The sequence below is a fragment of the Sphingomonas sp. CFBP 8760 genome (genome assembly GCF_014841615.1).
Taxonomy (GTDB): domain Bacteria; phylum Pseudomonadota; class Alphaproteobacteria; order Sphingomonadales; family Sphingomonadaceae; genus Sphingomonas.
Genome location: NZ_JACYUG010000001.1, coordinates 80524 through 96620 on the forward strand (window position 1 = coordinate 80524; position 16097 = coordinate 96620).

Below are 16097 nucleotides of genomic sequence, written 5' to 3' on the forward strand. Positions count from 1 at the left end.
CGGTTCCACCGCCGGGTCGCCTGACGAAGGGTCGTCGTTCCACATCGGAACGGCGGCGTTTTGCGTGACGGCGCGGGGGCGTGTAGAAGCCGCTCTATCGATGGCTACGCTACCCGCCTCCCCCGCCGCCGGCCCCGCTGCCGCCGCCCCCGCCACGCCCTATGTCGCCCGCGGGCCGCATGGGCGCACGATCAACGTCCGGCCGTTCTTCGAGAACAAGGCCCGCGCCTTCTGGACGTTGCAGGCGGTCGGCTGGGGCGGGTACCTGCTCCTGCGCAGCGTCTCGTCGCTGTCCAACGGCTTCCGGCTGGAACTCATCATCCCGGTGATCGTCGAGGCGATCGTCGGTTATTGCATCACGATGCTGCTGTCGGCCTGCTACGGCTATTACCGGCACGTCCCCCGTATCGCCGGCGTGCCGCTGGCCGTGGCGACGCTGGTGGTGGCGACGATCCTGTACGCGACCATCAACGCCTTCTCCTTCTCGTTCCTGAAGACGGGCACCGCCGGCGTCACCGTTACGCTGGTGGCCGGCTCGCTGTTCCTGAACTTCGTCGTGCTGGCGGGCTGGTCGGCGCTCTATGTGGCGATCAACTTCTTCCTCGTGCTGGAAAACCAGATCGACGAGATGCGCGCGCTCGAATTGCAGGCATCCTCGGCGCAGCTGGCGATGCTGCGCTACCAGTTGAACCCGCATTTCCTGTTCAACACGCTCAACTCGATCTCGACGCTGGTGCTGCTGAAACAGACCGAGCGCGCCAATGCGATGCTGTCACGGCTGTCCTCGTTCCTGCGCTACACGCTCGCCAACGAACCGACCGCGCACGTCACCGTCGCGCAGGAGGTGGAGACGCTGAAGCTGTATCTGGAGATCGAGAAGATGCGCTTCGAGGATCGCCTGCGCCCGCTGTTCGAGGTCGATCCCCGTGCCGAACGCGCGCGCCTGCCCTCGCTGCTGCTGCAACCCCTGGTCGAGAACGCGATCAAATATGCGGTCACTCCGCAGGAGGAAGGCGCCGATATCTCGGTCCGCGTGCGGCTCGCCGGGGAACGGGTGCAGATCGCCGTATCCGATACCGGCCCCGGCTTGCACGAGGCGCGGATCAGTCCAAGCCTTTCAACGGGTGTCGGGCTCACCAATATACGCGAACGACTGGTCCAGGCTTACGGGCCGGACCAGAAGTTCGAGACGCGCTCGATGCCCGCTGGCGGTTTCTCGGTCGAGATCGAGATTCCCTACCAGCTGGAAGACGTGAACAGAGAGGCCGCATGACCATCCGTACCATCCTCGTCGACGACGAGCCCCTGGCGATCCAGGGGCTGGAGCTTCGGCTGCAAACGCACGAAGACGTGGAGATCATTGAAAAATGCATGAACGGGCGCGAAGCGATCCGCGCCATCAAGACCCACAAGCCCGACCTCGTCTTCCTCGACATCCAGATGCCCGGTTTCGACGGCTTCTCGGTGGTGCAGGGGCTGATGGAGGTGGAGCCGCCGCTGTTCGTGTTCGTCACCGCCTATAGCGACCATGCCCTGCGCGCGTTCGAGGCGCAGGCGGTCGATTACCTGCTGAAACCGGTGGAGGAGACCCGCCTCGCCGACACGCTCGACCGGGTGCGCCAGCGCCTGGCCGAAAAGCGCGGCGTGGAGGAGGTGGACCGGCTGAAGGAGGTGCTGGCCGAACACGCCCCCGATGCCGCCGCCGATATGGAAACCGATGGCGGCGACGTCTCCGCCAACCGGTTCGAGAAGCTCATCAACATCAAGGATCGTGGCCAGATCTTCCGCGTCGATGTCGACACGATCGAGCGGATCGACGCGGCCGGCGACTATATGTGCATCTACACCGGCGACAACACGCTGATCCTGCGCGAGACGATGAAGGACCTCGAAAAGCGGCTCGACCCGCGCCGGTTCCAGCGCATCCACCGCTCGACGATCGTCAACCTCGACCTCGTCAAGCAGGTGAAGCCGCATACCAACGGCGAATGCTTCCTGGTGCTGGGGTCCGGCGCGCAGGTGAAGGTCAGCCGTTCGTACCGCGACGTGGTGGCGCGTTTCGTCCACTGACCGGGCAGGGGGTGACGACCGCCCCCACCCCTGTCGGCAGGTCTTCTGCGGAACACCCCGTACCGCCGCCAGGAAGGTGGTATCCTTCGGGGTATGATGACGTACCCCCATTCGTCATGGCGAGCGCAGCGAAGCAATCCATAGCCCGGCGCGTGACGCCCTGGATCGTTTCGCTACGCTCGCCATGACGTGATGGCTCACGCAAATGTCGTCCCGACCCGCTTGAGGATTACCCGGCCAGCGCCGCCGCCCGTTCCGCCAGCCGCTCGATCGCCGCGTCGTGGATACCCGGTGCCGCCACCACCACGCCGAATGCCTGTGGTACGCGCTTGTTGAACGCCAGCGGCGCGCCCAGCGCGTCGCTCACCCCCGCGCCCGCCTCCGCGCCGATCAGCACCGCGGCGGCGATGTCCCATTCGTTGCCCCAGCGCAGCGTCGCGACCAGATCGGCCTCGTCGGCGGCGACCATCGCCATGCGCAGCGCGATCGAGTTCGGCTTGGCCACCACCACGAAATCGCGGTCCGTACGGGGCAGCACGTCCGCGGGCACCCGCGCACCGGCCAGGGCCGTGCGGTCCCCCGCCGCCAGCCGCACGCCGTTGCGCCATGCCCCGCGCCCCGCCGTCGCCGACCAGCGTTCGCGCCGGGCGGGGGCGTCCAGCACCGCGATCACCGGTTGCCCATCCTCGATCAGCGCCACCGAAATCGCCCAGCCCTCGCGCCCGCGGATGTAATCGCGGGTGCCGTCGATCGGATCGACCACCCAGACATGCCGCCGCGCCAGCCGGTCGGGCGCATCGGCGGTCTCCTCCGACAGCCAGCCCGCCTCGGGCAACAGCGCCGACAGCCGGGCGTGGAGCATCCGGTCGGCATCCAGATCGACCTCGCACACCGGGCTGCCCGGCTCCTTCTCCCACCGGCGGAAATCGGTGCGCCAGCGCGCGAGCGCCATCTGCCCCGCCGCGGCGGCGATCTCGACGACGGCGTCCAGCAGCGGCGCCATCCCGGTCAGCCGCTCGCGACGGTCAACCCGTCCACCCGCAGCGTCGGCACATTGGTGCCGAAGCGGAATTGCAGATCGTTGCCGGCGGTGATCGCCAGCAGCATGTCGCGCAGATTGCCCGCGATGGTGAAGCCGGCGACCGGCTCGCCGATCACGCCGCCGGTGATGCGGAAACCCGCCGCGCCGCGACTATAATCGCCGGTGACGCCGTTCACCCCCTGCCCGATCAGCTCGGTCACGTACACGCCCTCGCCCACGTCGGCGAGCAGCGTGTCGACCGGCACATGGCCCCCGTCGAGATACAGGTTCGACGCCGACACCCCCGGCCCGCCGCCGATCCCGCGCGCGGCATGGCCGGTCGGCTCCAGCCCCAGCTGGCGCGCGGCGGCGCTGTCGAGCAGCCATGTCTCCAGCACCCCGTCCTCGACGATCGCGACCGGCGACACCGCCAGCCCCTCGCCATCGAAGGGGCGCGAGCGCAGCCCGTGCGGGCGGTGGGGATCGTCGCGCAACGACAGTCCGGCGGGCAGCACCGGCGTGCCCAGCGCGTCGAGCAGGAACGACGTCCGCCGCGTGATCGCCGATCCGCCGATCGCGCCGAGCAGATGGCCGATCAGCGAGGCGCCGACCCGCGGATCGAACACCACCGGCATCGCGCCGCTGGTCAGCCGGCCGGGGCCGACCCGCGCCACCGCGCGCTCGCCCGCCTCGCGCCCGAGGCCGGCGGGATCGTCCAGTTGATCCCGGCGGCGCGCGGCGTGATGCGCGTAATCGCGCTGCATCGATCCGCCCTCGCCCGCCACGACGCTGGCCGACACGCCGTACCCCGTCGCCGCATAGGCCCCGGCAAAGCCGGTCGAGGTCGCCAGCGCCCAGACCGAACGCGAGGCGCTGGCGCCGCCGCCCTCGCTGTTGGTCACGCCCGGCACGTCTCGCGCCGCCGCCTCCGCCGCCATTGCCGCGTCGCGCAGCGCCTCGGGCGACACGTCGCCGCCATCGTCCAGGCCCAGCAGCGGCGGCGCGCCGTGCAGCAGCCGTTCCGCCGGGGCCAGCCCCGCCCAGGGGTCCTCGGGCGCTTCCCGCGCCATCGCCACCGCCCGCTCGACCAGCGTGTCGAGCGCCTCGCTCGACAGGTCGGACGTCGATACGCTCGCCGACCGCTGGCCCACGAACACGCGCAGGCCCAGTTCGGCGCTTTCCGACCGGCCGACATCCTCCAGCCGGCCGAGCCGCACCGACACGTCGAGCGAGGCATCCGCCGCGAACACGGCATCGGCGGCGTCCGCCCCGCCCGCCGTGGCGCGGGCGACGATGTCGTGCGCGCGCGCACGCGCCTGATCGATATCCAGCATGCCGACGGACTTAGGGGGGCGCCCGCCGCCGCGCAACCGCCCCCGCCCCGTCGTCGATCCGCGCGCGCGGCCAACGGCGTCGCGAACGGCCGTTGCGCGACCCGATATCCTGACGCTACGCTGCCGCCGGCAAAAGGGAATGATCGGGGATGACGATGCGGCGCAGCAGACCGGCGGTAACGGGCATGGCGGGAACCGCGCTCGCCGCGTTGCTGATTGCGGGGTTGATCGCAGGGGCGGCCTCGGCACAGCAGGCGGATGCCCCGCCGCGCGCCGCCAAACGCCCGCATCAGGTCGCGTCCCCCAACGGCACCCGCAACGACGATTATTACTGGCTGCGCGACGATACCCGCAAGGACCCGGCCATGCTCGGCTATCTCGCCGCGGAGAACGCCTGGGCCGATGCCCGCCTCGCCACGCTCACCCCGCTCAAGACCCGGCTCTATGACGAGACGGTCGCGCACATCAAACAGGACGACAGCAGCGTTCCCTATCGCAAGCACGGCTACTGGTACGGCTCGCGCTATCAGACCGGGGCGGACTATCCGATCGTCGAGCGCCGCAAGGGCAGCGCCACCGCGCCGGCCGAGATCCTGTTCGACCAGCCCGCGATGGCGAAGGGCCGCAGCTATTTCTCGATCGGCGACCGTGCGGTCAGCCCCGACGACCAGCGTGTCGCCTGGGCGGAGGATATCGTCGGCCGCCGTCAATATGTGCTGAAGGTGAAGGATATCGCCACCGGCCGGGTGATGGCCGATACCGTCGCCAATATCGAACCGAATGTCGTCTGGGCGGACGACCGCACCGTCCTGTACGTCGAGAAGGATCCCGTCACGCTGCGCGGCTACCGGGTGAAGGCGCATGTGCTGGGCACGCCCGCCACCGCCGACCGGCTGCTGTACGAGGAGAAGGACGACACCTATCAGATGGGGATCGCCCGCACCGCCGACGATCGCTTCGTCTGCATCGGGGTGCAATCCACCGTCAGCGACGAACAGCGTTGCGCCCCGGTCGCCAGCGCGGCCACGTCGCCCGCCGCCTTCACCGTCATCGCCCCCCGCGCCCGTGAATTCCGCTACCACGCCGATCACCTGGGCGGGCGATGGATCGTGCGGACCAATCGCGATGCGAAGAACTACAAGCTCGTCACCGTCGCCGATGCCGACATGGCGAGGGACACCGCCGGCTGGCGCGACCTGACGCCCGCCAGCGACACCGTGTTCATCGAGGATTTCCGCCCCTTCGCCGGCTTCGTCGCGATCGACCAGCGCGAGGGCGGCAACCGCATGATCCGCCTGCTGACCGATGCCGGCGTGTCCACTCCGGTGAAGGCGGACGAGCCCGCCTATCGCATGGCGCTCGACGTCAACGAGGAACCGGATACGCCGTGGGTCCGCTATACCTATGGCTCGCTGGTCACGCCGACCACCACCTACGAGGTCAACGCCCGCACCGGCGAACGCCGCGTGCTGAAGGTCGCGCCCGTGCCCGGCTACGATCCGGCGAAATACGTCACCGAACGCGTCTGGGCGCCCGCGCGCGACGGCACCCGCATCCCCGTCTCGCTGGTCCATGCCAGGGGCGTGAAGCGCGACGGTACCGCCCCGCTGCTGCAATATGCCTATGGCAGTTACGGCATCTCGATGGACCCGGGGATCGATCCGGGGCGGATCGGCCTGCTCGATCGCGGCGTCGTCTTCGCGATCGCGCATATCCGCGGCGGCCAGGAAATGGGGCGCGGCTGGTATGACGACGGGCATCTGCTGAACAAGAGGAACAGCTTCACCGACTTTATCGACGTGACCCGCTATCTGGTCGCACAGAAATATGCCGCGAAGGACCGGGTGGCGGCGATGGGTGGCAGCGCCGGTGGCCTGCTGATGGGCGGCATCGCCAACATGGCGCCCGCCGACTACCGCGTCATCATCGCGCAGGTCCCCTTTGTCGATGTCGTCACGACGATGCTCGATGCGTCGATCCCGCTGACGACCTTCGAATATGACGAATGGGGCAACCCCGCGCAGAAAGCCTATTACGATTACATGCTCGGCTATTCGCCCTACGACAACGTGACGGCCAAGGCGTATCCGGCGATGTATGTCGGCACCGGCCTGTGGGATAGTCAGGTGCAATATTACGAACCGGCCAAATGGGTCGCGAAGCTGCGCGAACTGAAGACCGACGCCAACCCCCTGCTGTTCCGCATCAACATGGAAGCCGGGCATGGCGGCAAGTCGGGCCGGTTCGAACGCTTCCGCCAGAATGCGGAATGGCAGGCGTTCATGCTCCAGCAGCTGGGCGTCGCCGGGTGAGCGGCCTGACGACGGAGCGACGGAGAGGTGGCGGCCACGCCCGGTTCACGCGAACCCGCCTATAATGCACGCCATGCGATCGTTCCGCCGTTCCCTGCTCCCCGCCATGCTGGCGCTGGCCGTCGTGGCGCCGGCATCCGCGCAGTCGCTGCTCGATTATGTCGGCGAATGCGTACCCTTCGCGCGCGCGGCCTCCGGCATCCGGATCTATGGCAATGCCTGGACCTGGTGGGATCAGGCCGCCGGCCGGTACGATCGCGGCCATCGCCCGCGCGTCGGCTCGGTGATGGTCTTCGCCAAGACGCCGCGATTGCCGATGGGCCATGTCGCGGTGGTCAGCCGCATCGTCGAGAAACGGGTGCTGATGCTGACCCACGCCAACTGGTCGCGCCAGAACGGCGAGCGGGGCCATGCCGAACAGGATGTCACGCTCTACGACGTATCGTCCGCCAACGACTGGTCGTCGGTGAAGGTCTGGTACCGCGACAATGACGGGCTGGGCGGCGGCATCTATCCCGTACAGGGCTTCATCTATGCGCAGGGGCGCGCCGCCCCCGAACTCACCGGCGCGCATCCCGACGATGTCGGCGCGCTGATCGACGCCTATGTCCCGGATGCCCGTCCGCTCCGCTGACGGTCCGCCCGATTGACCCGGGGTTCCCCGCGGAGATAGGATGCCCCATCGTCTCCGGGAGAAGTTCCATGCGCCTGATGCTCGTTGCCGCTGCGGCCGTTGTCACGTTGTCGCCCGCCACCGCCCCGGCCCGGATCGCCACCGACCTTCCCGTCACCACGATGCCCAATCCCGGCGCGCTGCCCGAAAAATGCCGTAAGGCCGATCGTGTGCTGGTGAAGGGAAAGCAGGCGGGCACGTTCGGGAAACTTGGCGACATGCCCCCCGCTACGGAGATCAAGACGGTCTATCGCTCGAAGGACGGTTGCCCCGACCCGCTGGTCGTGCGCCGGGATGTCGGTATGCCCGGGGCCGGGGCCGGTCGCCCCCGTTCGGGAAACTGAACCCCGCCGGTCAGGCGCGCAGCGCCTCCAGCTTGCGCTCATAGGTTTCCACCAGTTGCAGCCGGCGTTCGCGCGCTTCCACGGTCAGCGCGCGCTGTGCGGCGGCGCGTTCGATGATGAGCCGGCGGGCGTAATAACGGTGATCCGATTCCAACGACCAACCTCCCGGTGCGTGGTTGATCTGGGTTATACGAAGACAGGCGTTAGTCCATGATTAATGTGGTGGCCATCGACGGGGCGTGGATCATACGGGATGGACGACACCCCCCGTCATCGCGACCGGTACACCGGTGGTGCCGGGGAAGCTGATCGGCAGCGATTTCAGGCGCCTGACCGCCATATAGGCGAATCCTTCCGCCTCCACCCCGTCGCCGTTCCAGCCCAGTGAATCGCCGGATTCCACCGCCAGTCCGGTGGCGTCGGCGATCATCCGCATCAGCACCGGATTATGCCGGCCGCCGCCGACCACCAGCAACCGGGCCGGGCGCGCCGGCAGGTGCGGCAGCGCCAGCGCGACCGATTCGGCGGTGAACGCGGTCAGCGTCGCCGCGCCGTCCGCCGCCGACAGCCCGCGCGCCGGCTGGATGGTGAAGTCGCTGCGGTCGAGCGATTTGGGCGCGGGCGCATCGAAGAACGGATGGTCCAGCATCCCGCCCAGCACCGTCTGGTCGACGCGCCCGCCCGCCGCCAGCGCGCCGCCCACATCGTAGCGCGCGCCCGTCTGCTCCCCCACCCAATGGTCGATCAGCCCGTTCGCCGGCCCGGTGTCGAACGCCACCAGCGTGCCGTCCGCCCCGATGAAGGTGATGTTCCCCACACCGCCCAGGTTCAGCACCGCCACCGGCCGGGCTAGCCCGGCGGTCAGCGCGGCGTGATAGATCGGGATCAGGGGTGCGCCCTGCCCGCCGGCCGCCACGTCGGCGCTGCGGAAATCGGCCACCGTGGTGATCCCGGATGCCGCCGCCAGCGCCGCGCCGTCGCCGATCTGCCACGTCCAGCCGCGATCGGGGCGGTGCGCCACCGTCTGCCCGTGGAACCCGATCACGCCGACCGCCTCCGGCGTCACCTGCGCCTCGCGCAGCAGCTTGTGGACCGCCATCGCATGGGCGCGGGTAATCAGGTCCGCCGCCTCGATCAGCGGCGGGCTGGCGCGCGGCCGGTCATAGGTCAGCGCGATCGCCGTCGCCGCCGCCAGCTGCTCACGCGCCGCATCCGAATAGGGTTCGCCCCGGAACGCGACCGGGCGCACCACCCCCTCGCCATCCGTGTCGATGAGCGCGGCATCGATGCCGTCGAGCGAGGTTCCTGACATGAGACCGATGGCGAGCATCGTCATTGCGGAGCATAAAAGCGCGACGCTGGCAAATCGGCACGTTCCGCACTATGTGCTTCGGCTCCCATGGCAACGATACTCCCCACCCCGCCGCGCGTCGGCATGGTCTCGCTCGGCTGTCCGAAGAACCTCGTCGACAGCGAACGCATCCTGACGCAGCTGCGCGCCGACGGCTACCAGATGTCGCCCGACTATGCCGGCGCGGACGTGGTGCTGGTCAACACCTGCGGCTTCCTCGATTCGGCGAAGGAGGAAAGCCTGGAGGCGATCGGCGAGGCGATCGCCGAAAACGGCCGCGTCATCGTGACCGGCTGCATGGGCAAGGAGGCGGAAACGATCCGCGCCCGCTTCCCGCAGGTGCTGGCCGTCACCGGCGCACACCAGTACGAACAGGTGGTGGAGGCGGTCCACGCCGCCGCGCCCGCCCATCTGTCGCCCTATCTCGACCTGATCCCCGACGCCGGCCTGAAGCTGACGCCGCGTCATTACAGCTATCTCAAGATTTCGGAGGGCTGCAACCATCGCTGCTCCTTCTGCATCATCCCCTCGCTGCGCGGCGATCTCGTCAGCCGCCGGCCCGACGCGATCCTACGCGAGGCGGAAAAGCTGGTCGCCGCCGGCACCAAGGAACTGCTGGTCATCAGCCAGGATACCTCCGCCTACGGCGTCGACCTGCGCCATGCGTCATGGCCGCTGAAGGGCGGTGGCGAGGTTCGCGCGCACATGACCGATCTGGCCCGCGAACTCGGCCGGATCGCACCCTGGGTGCGGCTCCATTATGTCTACCCCTACCCCCATGTCGATCAGGTCATCCCGCTGATGGCCGAGGGGCTGGTCCTCCCCTATCTCGACATCCCGTTCCAGCACGCCGCGCCCGCCGTGCTGAAGCGGATGAAGCGCCCCGCCAACGACGCCAAGGTGCTGGGCCGCATCCACCGCTGGCGCGAGATCTGCCCGGACATCGCGATCCGCTCCACCTTCGTCGTCGGCTTCCCCGGCGAGACCGAGGAGGATTTCCAGTACCTGCTCGACTGGCTGGACGAGGCGCAGCTCGACCGCGTCGGCGCCTTCCGGTTCGAGCCGGTCGAGGGCGCCACCGCCAATCTGCTGCCCGATCCGGTGCCCGAAGAGGTGAAGGAGGAGCGCTATCAGCGCATCATGGCGAAGACCGCCGCGATCTCCGCCGCCAAGCTCGCCGCCAAGGTCGGCCGCACCCTGTCGGTGATCGTCGACGCGGTGGACGAGGAAGGCGGCGCCACCGGCCGCTCCGCCGCCGACGCGCCGGAGATCGACGGCGAGGTCTTCCTGCGCGATGCCGGCCATCTGACGGTCGGCGATATCGTCCCCGTCACGATCGAGGATGCCGACGATCACGACCTGTACGGTGTGCCCGCGTAACGATGCTGTAATGTCGTCATTGCGGGCGTAGCGAAGCAATCCGGAGCGTCACACGCGCGGCTTCCCGGATCGCTTCGCTACGCTCGCAATGACGGAACGGACAGGTCGATCCTGAAACCTGCACCGTTTCGAATACAACCGCCGCCCTCTTCCGTCATTGCGAGGAGCGAAGCGACGCGGCAATCCAGAGGCCGCACACACGACGCCCCGGATCGCCGCGCTACCCCCGCAACGACGAACGGATCACCTCACCCCGTCACGGCGCCGTGGCAATGCTTGTACTTGCGCCCCGACCCGCACGGGCACGGCGCGTTGCGGTTGACGCGGCCTTCCCATTCGGCCGGGTCCTGCCCCAGATCCTGCGCCTCGGGCCGCACCATCTGGAGCGGTGGCAGCTGCGTCGTCACATACCCAAGCGACCCGGCATCGCGGTCGTTGCTGTCGTCCTCGCCAGTGAACGGGTCGAAATGCGTCGTGATGAAATCGGGCAGCGGCGGCAGTTCGGGGGCCGCTTGGAACTGGAAATCGGCATGCGCCACCGTCCGCGTCACGTCCTCGCGGATATTGTCGAGCATCCGCTCGAACAGCGAGAACGCCTCCTGCTTGTATTCGTTGAGCGGCGTCTTCTGCGCATAGGCGCGCAGATGGACCACCTGACGCAGGGCATCCAGCGTCGACAGATGCTCCTTCCAGTGATGGTCCAGATGCTGGAGCAGGATCGACTTCTCGATCTGCACCCACGTCTCCGGCTCCAGATCGGCGGCCTTGGCGGCGATCGCGGCATCCGCCTCGGCCTGCACGCGCTCGGTCACCAGTTCGGGATCGATCGCCTCTTCCTGCAACCATTCATCGATCGGCGGATACAGGTTCAGCACGTCCGCCAGTTGCGCCTTCATCCCCTCCACGTTCCACTGTTCGGGATAGGAGTTGGGCGGGCAGGCATCGCCGACGATCGTGTTCACCGTCTCGGCGCGCATGTCGCTCACCATGTCGCCGACCGTCTCGGCATCCATGATGTCGGCGCGCTGTTCGTAGATCACCTTGCGCTGATCGTTCATCACGTCGTCATATTCGACGACCTGCTTGCGGATGTCGTAATTGCGCGCCTCGACCTTCTTCTGCGCGGTCTCGATCGCCTTGCTCAGCCACTTGCTGCCGATCGCCTCGCCGTCGTCCATGTTCGACCGCATCATCCGCGCGAACAGCGTGTCCGGTCCGAAGATGCGCAGCAGATCGTCGTCCAGCGACAGGTAGAAGCGCGATAGCCCCGGATCGCCCTGCCGGCCGGATCGGCCGCGCAGCTGGTTGTCGATCCGCCGGCTCTCGTGCCGCTCGGTGCCCAGCACGAACAGGCCGCCCGCCGCCAGCACCTCGGCCTTCTCGACCGCGATCTCCGCCTTCACCCGCTCGGCCACCGCCTCGTAATCGGGGGTGCCGGGATCGAGATCGGCATGTTCGTCGGACATGCGGAAATCGAGGTTGCCGCCCAGCTGGATGTCGGTGCCGCGCCCGGCCATGTTGGTCGCGATCGTCACCGCGGACTTGCGGCCCGCCTGCGCGACGATGTGCGCCTCCATCTCGTGATAGCGCGCGTTCAGCACCTTGTGCGGCACATTCTCCTGGGTCAGGAATTCGGACAGCAGTTCCGATTTCTCGATCGACACGGTGCCGACCAGCACCGGCTGGCCCAGCGCGGCATGTTCGGCGATCTTCTTGGCGATCGCGCGGAACTTGTCCTGCGTGTCCTTGTAGAATTCGTCCTGCTCGTCGATCCGCTGCACCGGCACGTTGGTCGGGATCGACACGACGTTGATCTTGTAGATGTCGTAGAATTCGGCCGCCTCGGTCGCGGCGGTGCCGGTCATCCCGCCGATCTTGGGATACATACGGAAATAATTCTGGAAGGTGATCGAGGCCATCGTCTGGTTCTCGGGCTCGATGTTCACGCCCTCCTTCGCCTCGACCGCCTGGTGCAGGCCGTCGGACCAGCGGCGCCCGTCCATCATCCGCCCGGTGAACTCGTCGATGATGACGACCTTGCCGTCCTTGACGATGTAATCCGTGTCCGCCTTGAACATCATGTTCGCGCGCAGCGCCTGGTTCAGGTGGTGGACGACCTGCGTGTTCTCGAAATCATACAGGTTGTCGCCTTCCAGCAGCCCGGCCGCCTCCAGCATCCGCTCGGCGCGCTCGGTGCCGTCCTCGGTCAGGATGATCGACTTCTGCTTCTCGTCCTTCTCGTAATCCTCCGGCGCGAACTGCTTCACCACCGCATCGACCAGCTTGTACAGGTCCGACTTGTCGTCGGTCGGGCCGGAGATGATCAGCGGAGTGCGCGCCTCGTCGATCAGGATCGAATCGACCTCGTCGATGATCGCGAAGTTGAACGGGCGCTGCACCATCCCGGTGCGCTCGTACTTCATGTTGTCGCGCAGGTAATCGAAACCGAGTTCGTTGTTCGTCGCGTAGGTGATGTCCGATTCATACGCGGCGCGGCGCTGCTCGTCGGTCAGGTTCGGCACGATGATGCCGGTGGTCAGGCCCAGGAAACCGTACACCTGCGCCATCCACGTCGCGTCGCGGCTGGCGAGATAGTCGTTGACCGTGACGACATGCACGCCCTTGCCCGGCAGGGCGTTGAGATAGCACGCCAGCGTCGCGACCAGCGTCTTGCCCTCGCCCGTCCGCATCTCGGCGATCTCGCCGCGGTGGAGCACGATGCCGCCGACCATCTGCACGTCGTAATGCCGCTGGCCCAGCACGCGCCGAGCCGCCTCGCGCACGGTCGCGAACGCCTCGGGCAGCAGGTCGTCGAGCTTGGTGCCCTCCGCCAGCTGGGCGCGGAACTTCACCGTCTGCGCGGCGAGATCGGCATCGGACAGCGCCTGCAACGTCGGCTCGAACGACGCGATCTTGTTGATGATGGGGTTGAGCGACTTGACGTACCGGTCGTTGGACGACCCGAAGAGCGATTTGGCGAGGCCACCGAACATGTGGGCGGGTTCCTGATAACGAGAAAAGCGCGGCCCGCCCCCGATAGAGGCGACCGCTGAAGACAGGGTGAAGGCGTCCGCCCGCTATTCGCGGCGGCGTGCCGCCCAGAATGGCTGCGTCGGCGACAGCGACCACGCCGTCACCACGGCCGCGATTCGCGACCCCTGCGGCATCACATCGGCCGGCCGGTGCGTCGGCACCGCACGCCGTGCCGTCGTCGCCGCCGCGACGACCGACTGTCCCGCCACCGCCTGCGCCACGTCGGGCGACCGCACGCTGCCGCCGATCCCGGTCAGGGCGGACAACAGGGCAGACAGGAGCAGCAACAGGTTCATGCGCGCCCGGACATAGGGAGCATGGGCTAAACAGTCCATCCCGCCGGGGCGTGGGAAGATGGTTCACGCGAAGACGCGAAGACGCGAGGGAAGAAGGTGGATTCGCGCAGAGGCGCAGAGGGCGCGGAGATATCGTTCGCGGCTTCTGCGCCTCTTTCCGCGCAGCGGCTTTCGTATCTCGACCGGGTATGAGCAAGTCCGCTGACGCGGGCGGGGTTTTCTCTGCGCCCTCCGCGCCTCTGCGCGAACCACCCCTCTTCGCACCTTCGCCTCTTCGCTTCTTCGCCTCTTCGCGTGAACCCACACGCCCCGGCACCGGCAATCGAAACGTGGATTGGGGCCGGCGCTGTCCTACAGACGGCCTTCATGGCAAGGATCGGTCATGTCCGCCGCGTCGTCCCCGGAAAGTCACACCTCACCCTTTGTCGGACCCCTGTAGGATGCGACTTTTGAGACTTTCCAGCGCCCGTCCTTTCCCGCAAAGCCCCCGGTCATGAGCCACGCCATCTCTCCCCTCGCCCTGCCGTTCCCCGCCATGCCGCCGGTCGCCGGCGTCGAGCTGCGCGTCGCGCGGGCGCGGTACAAGACATGGGATCGCTGCGACCTGACCTTCGTCACGCTCGCCCCCGGCACCGCGGTCGCGGGCGTCCTGACGCAAAGCAGATGCCCCTCGCCGGAGGTGGAATGGTGCCGCCGCGCGCTGGTGCTGGGTCAGGCGCGGGCATTGGTGGTGAACGCGGGCAATTCCAATGCCTTCACCGGCGATCGGGGCCGACAGGCGGTGGAGGCGATCGCCGCACGCACCGCCGCCCATGCCGGATGCCAGCCGTCGGACGTGTTCGTCGCCTCCACCGGCGTGATCGGCGTGCCGCTGCCGATCGACCGCGCCGAGGCCGGGCTGGACGCGGCCTTCGTCGCGACGCCCTGCAACTGGCAGGCGGCGGCCGAGACGATCGGCACCACCGATACCTATCCCAAGGGCGCGACGACCACCGCGATCGTCGATGGCCGCCCGGTGACGCTGGTCGGGATCATCAAGGGATCGGGGATGATCGCCCCGGACATGGCGACGATGCTGGGGTTTATCTTCACCGATGCCGACGTCGACCCCGCCTTCCTGCAAGGGATGCTGACCGCCGCCAACGCCAGCACCTTCTCGTGCATCACCGTCGATGGCGACACCTCGACCAGCGACACGGTGCTGGCGTTCGCCACCGGCGCGGCGGGCAATGCGACGCTGGTCGATGACGACAGCGCGGGGGCCGACGCCTTCCGCGCCGCCCTCACCGACCTGTGCCATCAACTCGCCCTACTGGTCGTCCGCGATGGCGAAGGGGCGAGCAAGCTGATCGAGATCGCCGTCACCGGCGCCGACAGCGACCGCAGCGCCCACCGCATCGCGATGAGCATCGCCAACTCACCGCTGGTGAAGACCGCGATCGCGGGCGAGGATGCGAACTGGGGCCGGATCGTCATGGCGGTGGGCAAGGCCGGCGAACCGGCGGAGCGCGACCGCCTCGCCATCCGCTTCGGCGCCACGCAGGTGGCCGAGGCCGGACTGGCCGTGGCGGGCTATGACGAAGCGCCGGTGGCCGCGCACCTGAAGGGCAGCGAGATCGAGATCGGCGTCGATCTGGGTCTGGGCGAGGGCAGCGCCACGGTGTGGACCTGCGACCTGACCCATGGCTACATCTCGATCAACGCCGACTATCGCAGCTGATCGTTTCCCTTCCCGGATTCTCCCGGGAAGCCTGTCCTTCTACCTTGGCTCTTCTTCCCCGGCGGAGGCCGGGGCCCAGTTGGGAAAGCCTTGCTGACCATTTACCAGCATTCGTCCAACTGGACCCCGGCCTCCGCCGGGGAAGCGTATTCTATTGGGAAGAAAAGCTGAATTCAGAGACTCTGGTCGGGCGCCTACAGCTCGCCCTGCAACCACGCCTTCAGGCGACCCTTGGGTTCCGCACCCACCTTGGTCGCGGCCGGGGCGCCGCCCTTGAACAGGATCATCGTCGGGATACCGCGCACGCCGTACTTGCCGGGCGCATCGGGATTGTCGTCGATGTTCAGCTTGGCGATCGTCACCTGCTCGCCCAGCTCCTCGGAAATCTCTTCCAGCGAGGGGCCGATCATCTTGCACGGGCCGCACCATTCCGCCCAGAAATCGACCAGCACCGGGCGGTCGGAATTCAGCACGTCCGCCTCGAAACTGGCGTCGGTGATCTGCTTGGTTGCCATTGTCGTGATACTCCTTCGCCGGACGATTTAGGGTGCCGGATCGTTCCG

The 16097-nt window shown here is 67.8% G+C and carries 14 protein-coding genes; 7 read left to right on the forward strand and 7 right to left on the reverse strand.

The features are described from left to right. The first annotated feature begins 100 nt into the window (after window positions 1–100). Together IFT82_RS00345 and IFT82_RS00350 are read left to right on the forward strand one after the other, a co-directional pair. Window positions 101–1273 (forward strand): sensor histidine kinase, encoded by a 1173-nt coding sequence (locus IFT82_RS00345; protein ID WP_192123252.1) that lies wholly within the window; start codon window positions 101–103, stop codon window positions 1271–1273. Beyond that, the gene (locus IFT82_RS00350) at window positions 1270–2070 is read left to right on the forward strand and encodes a LytR/AlgR family response regulator transcription factor (RefSeq protein WP_192123254.1); all 801 of its coding nucleotides are present in this window, start codon (window positions 1270–1272) and stop codon (window positions 2068–2070) included. Before IFT82_RS00345 ends, IFT82_RS00350 begins: the two co-directional genes overlap by 4 nt. A gap of 229 nt (window positions 2071–2299) precedes the next feature. Here IFT82_RS00350 and IFT82_RS00355 read toward each other — a convergent pair whose 3' ends face one another. Both IFT82_RS00355 and IFT82_RS00360 read right to left on the reverse strand, forming a co-directional pair. Beyond that, the gene (locus IFT82_RS00355) at window positions 2300–3073 is read right to left on the reverse strand and encodes a 3'(2'),5'-bisphosphate nucleotidase CysQ (protein ID WP_192123256.1); all 774 of its coding nucleotides are present in this window, start codon (window positions 3071–3073) and stop codon (window positions 2300–2302) included. A gap of 5 nt (window positions 3074–3078) precedes the next feature. Next, window positions 3079–4425, reverse strand: coding sequence for a TldD/PmbA family protein (locus IFT82_RS00360; protein ID WP_192123258.1), 1347 nt, complete (start codon window positions 4423–4425; stop codon window positions 3079–3081). Between the two features lie 185 nt (window positions 4426–4610). Here IFT82_RS00360 and IFT82_RS00365 point away from each other — a divergent pair, with 185 nt between their 5' ends. The 3 genes from IFT82_RS00365 to IFT82_RS00375 all read left to right on the forward strand — a co-directional run bounded on the left by IFT82_RS00365 (window position 4611) and on the right by IFT82_RS00375 (window position 7754). Further along, window positions 4611–6737 carry a S9 family peptidase gene (locus tag IFT82_RS00365; RefSeq protein WP_192124220.1) on the forward strand — a complete coding sequence of 709 codons (2127 nt, stop codon included), beginning with the start codon at window positions 4611–4613 and terminating at the stop codon, window positions 6735–6737. 106 nt (window positions 6738–6843) lie between these two features. Next, window positions 6844–7371 (forward strand): CHAP domain-containing protein, encoded by a 528-nt coding sequence (locus IFT82_RS00370; protein WP_192124221.1) that lies wholly within the window; start codon window positions 6844–6846, stop codon window positions 7369–7371. 68 nt (window positions 7372–7439) lie between these two features. Continuing rightward, window positions 7440–7754, forward strand: a complete 315-nt coding sequence (locus IFT82_RS00375; RefSeq protein WP_192123260.1) for a hypothetical protein — start codon at window positions 7440–7442, stop codon at window positions 7752–7754. Window positions 7755–7764: 10 nt separating this feature from the next. Here the strand turns inward: IFT82_RS00375 and IFT82_RS00380 are convergent, their stop codons facing one another. Further along, complete coding sequence (locus IFT82_RS00380) at window positions 7765–7908, reverse strand: hypothetical protein (protein ID WP_192123262.1); 144 nt, start codon at window positions 7906–7908, stop codon at window positions 7765–7767. A 90-nt stretch (window positions 7909–7998) separates the two neighbouring features. Further along, on the reverse strand, window positions 7999–9084 hold the full coding sequence (locus tag IFT82_RS00385) for an anhydro-N-acetylmuramic acid kinase (RefSeq protein WP_192124222.1): 1086 nt from the start codon (window positions 9082–9084) through the stop codon (window positions 7999–8001). A gap of 69 nt (window positions 9085–9153) precedes the next feature. Here IFT82_RS00385 and rimO point away from each other — a divergent pair, with 69 nt between their 5' ends. Beyond that, entirely contained in the window at window positions 9154–10485 is a 1332-nt protein-coding gene (rimO, locus tag IFT82_RS00390; protein WP_192123264.1) for a 30S ribosomal protein S12 methylthiotransferase RimO, read from the forward strand. 248 nt (window positions 10486–10733) lie between these two features. On the opposite strand, the gene secA is transcribed toward rimO, so the two are convergent. Beyond that, the gene (secA, locus tag IFT82_RS00395) at window positions 10734–13478 is read right to left on the reverse strand and encodes a preprotein translocase subunit SecA (protein ID WP_192123267.1); all 2745 of its coding nucleotides are present in this window, start codon (window positions 13476–13478) and stop codon (window positions 10734–10736) included. Window positions 13479–13562: 84 nt separating this feature from the next. Then, window positions 13563–13853, reverse strand: a complete 291-nt coding sequence (locus IFT82_RS00400; RefSeq protein WP_207105715.1) for a hypothetical protein — start codon at window positions 13851–13853, stop codon at window positions 13563–13565. Between the two features lie 454 nt (window positions 13854–14307). Here IFT82_RS00400 and argJ point away from each other — a divergent pair, with 454 nt between their 5' ends. Beyond that, window positions 14308–15534 carry a bifunctional glutamate N-acetyltransferase/amino-acid acetyltransferase ArgJ gene (gene argJ, locus IFT82_RS00405; RefSeq protein ID WP_192123271.1) on the forward strand — a complete coding sequence of 409 codons (1227 nt, stop codon included), beginning with the start codon at window positions 14308–14310 and terminating at the stop codon, window positions 15532–15534. A gap of 194 nt (window positions 15535–15728) precedes the next feature. On the opposite strand, the gene trxA is transcribed toward argJ, so the two are convergent. Then, entirely contained in the window at window positions 15729–16049 is a 321-nt protein-coding gene (trxA, locus tag IFT82_RS00410; RefSeq protein ID WP_192123273.1) for a thioredoxin TrxA, read from the reverse strand. Window positions 16050–16097 lie beyond the last annotated feature (48 nt).

Coding starts and splice junctions, on each gene's coding strand:
- IFT82_RS00345 (WP_192123252.1), top strand. CDS start 101: ATGGCTACGCTACCCGCCTCCCCCGCCGCCGGCCCCGCTGCCGCCGCC.
- IFT82_RS00350 (WP_192123254.1), top strand. CDS start 1,270: ATGACCATCCGTACCATCCTCGTCGACGACGAGCCCCTGGCGATCCAG.
- IFT82_RS00355 (WP_192123256.1), bottom strand. CDS start 3,073: ATGGCGCCGCTGCTGGACGCCGTCGTCGAGATCGCCGCCGCGGCGGGG.
- IFT82_RS00360 (WP_192123258.1), bottom strand. CDS start 4,425: ATGCTGGATATCGATCAGGCGCGTGCGCGCGCGCACGACATCGTCGCC.
- IFT82_RS00365 (WP_192124220.1), top strand. CDS start 4,611: ATGGCGGGAACCGCGCTCGCCGCGTTGCTGATTGCGGGGTTGATCGCA.
- IFT82_RS00370 (WP_192124221.1), top strand. CDS start 6,844: ATGCTGGCGCTGGCCGTCGTGGCGCCGGCATCCGCGCAGTCGCTGCTC.
- IFT82_RS00375 (WP_192123260.1), top strand. CDS start 7,440: ATGCGCCTGATGCTCGTTGCCGCTGCGGCCGTTGTCACGTTGTCGCCC.
- IFT82_RS00385 (WP_192124222.1), bottom strand. CDS start 9,084: ATGCTCGCCATCGGTCTCATGTCAGGAACCTCGCTCGACGGCATCGAT.
- rimO (WP_192123264.1), top strand. CDS start 9,154: ATGGCAACGATACTCCCCACCCCGCCGCGCGTCGGCATGGTCTCGCTC.
- secA (WP_192123267.1), bottom strand. CDS start 13,478: ATGTTCGGTGGCCTCGCCAAATCGCTCTTCGGGTCGTCCAACGACCGG.
- IFT82_RS00400 (WP_207105715.1), bottom strand. CDS start 13,853: ATGGACTGTTTAGCCCATGCTCCCTATGTCCGGGCGCGCATGAACCTG.
- argJ (WP_192123271.1), top strand. CDS start 14,308: ATGAGCCACGCCATCTCTCCCCTCGCCCTGCCGTTCCCCGCCATGCCG.
- trxA (WP_192123273.1), bottom strand. CDS start 16,049: ATGGCAACCAAGCAGATCACCGACGCCAGTTTCGAGGCGGACGTGCTG.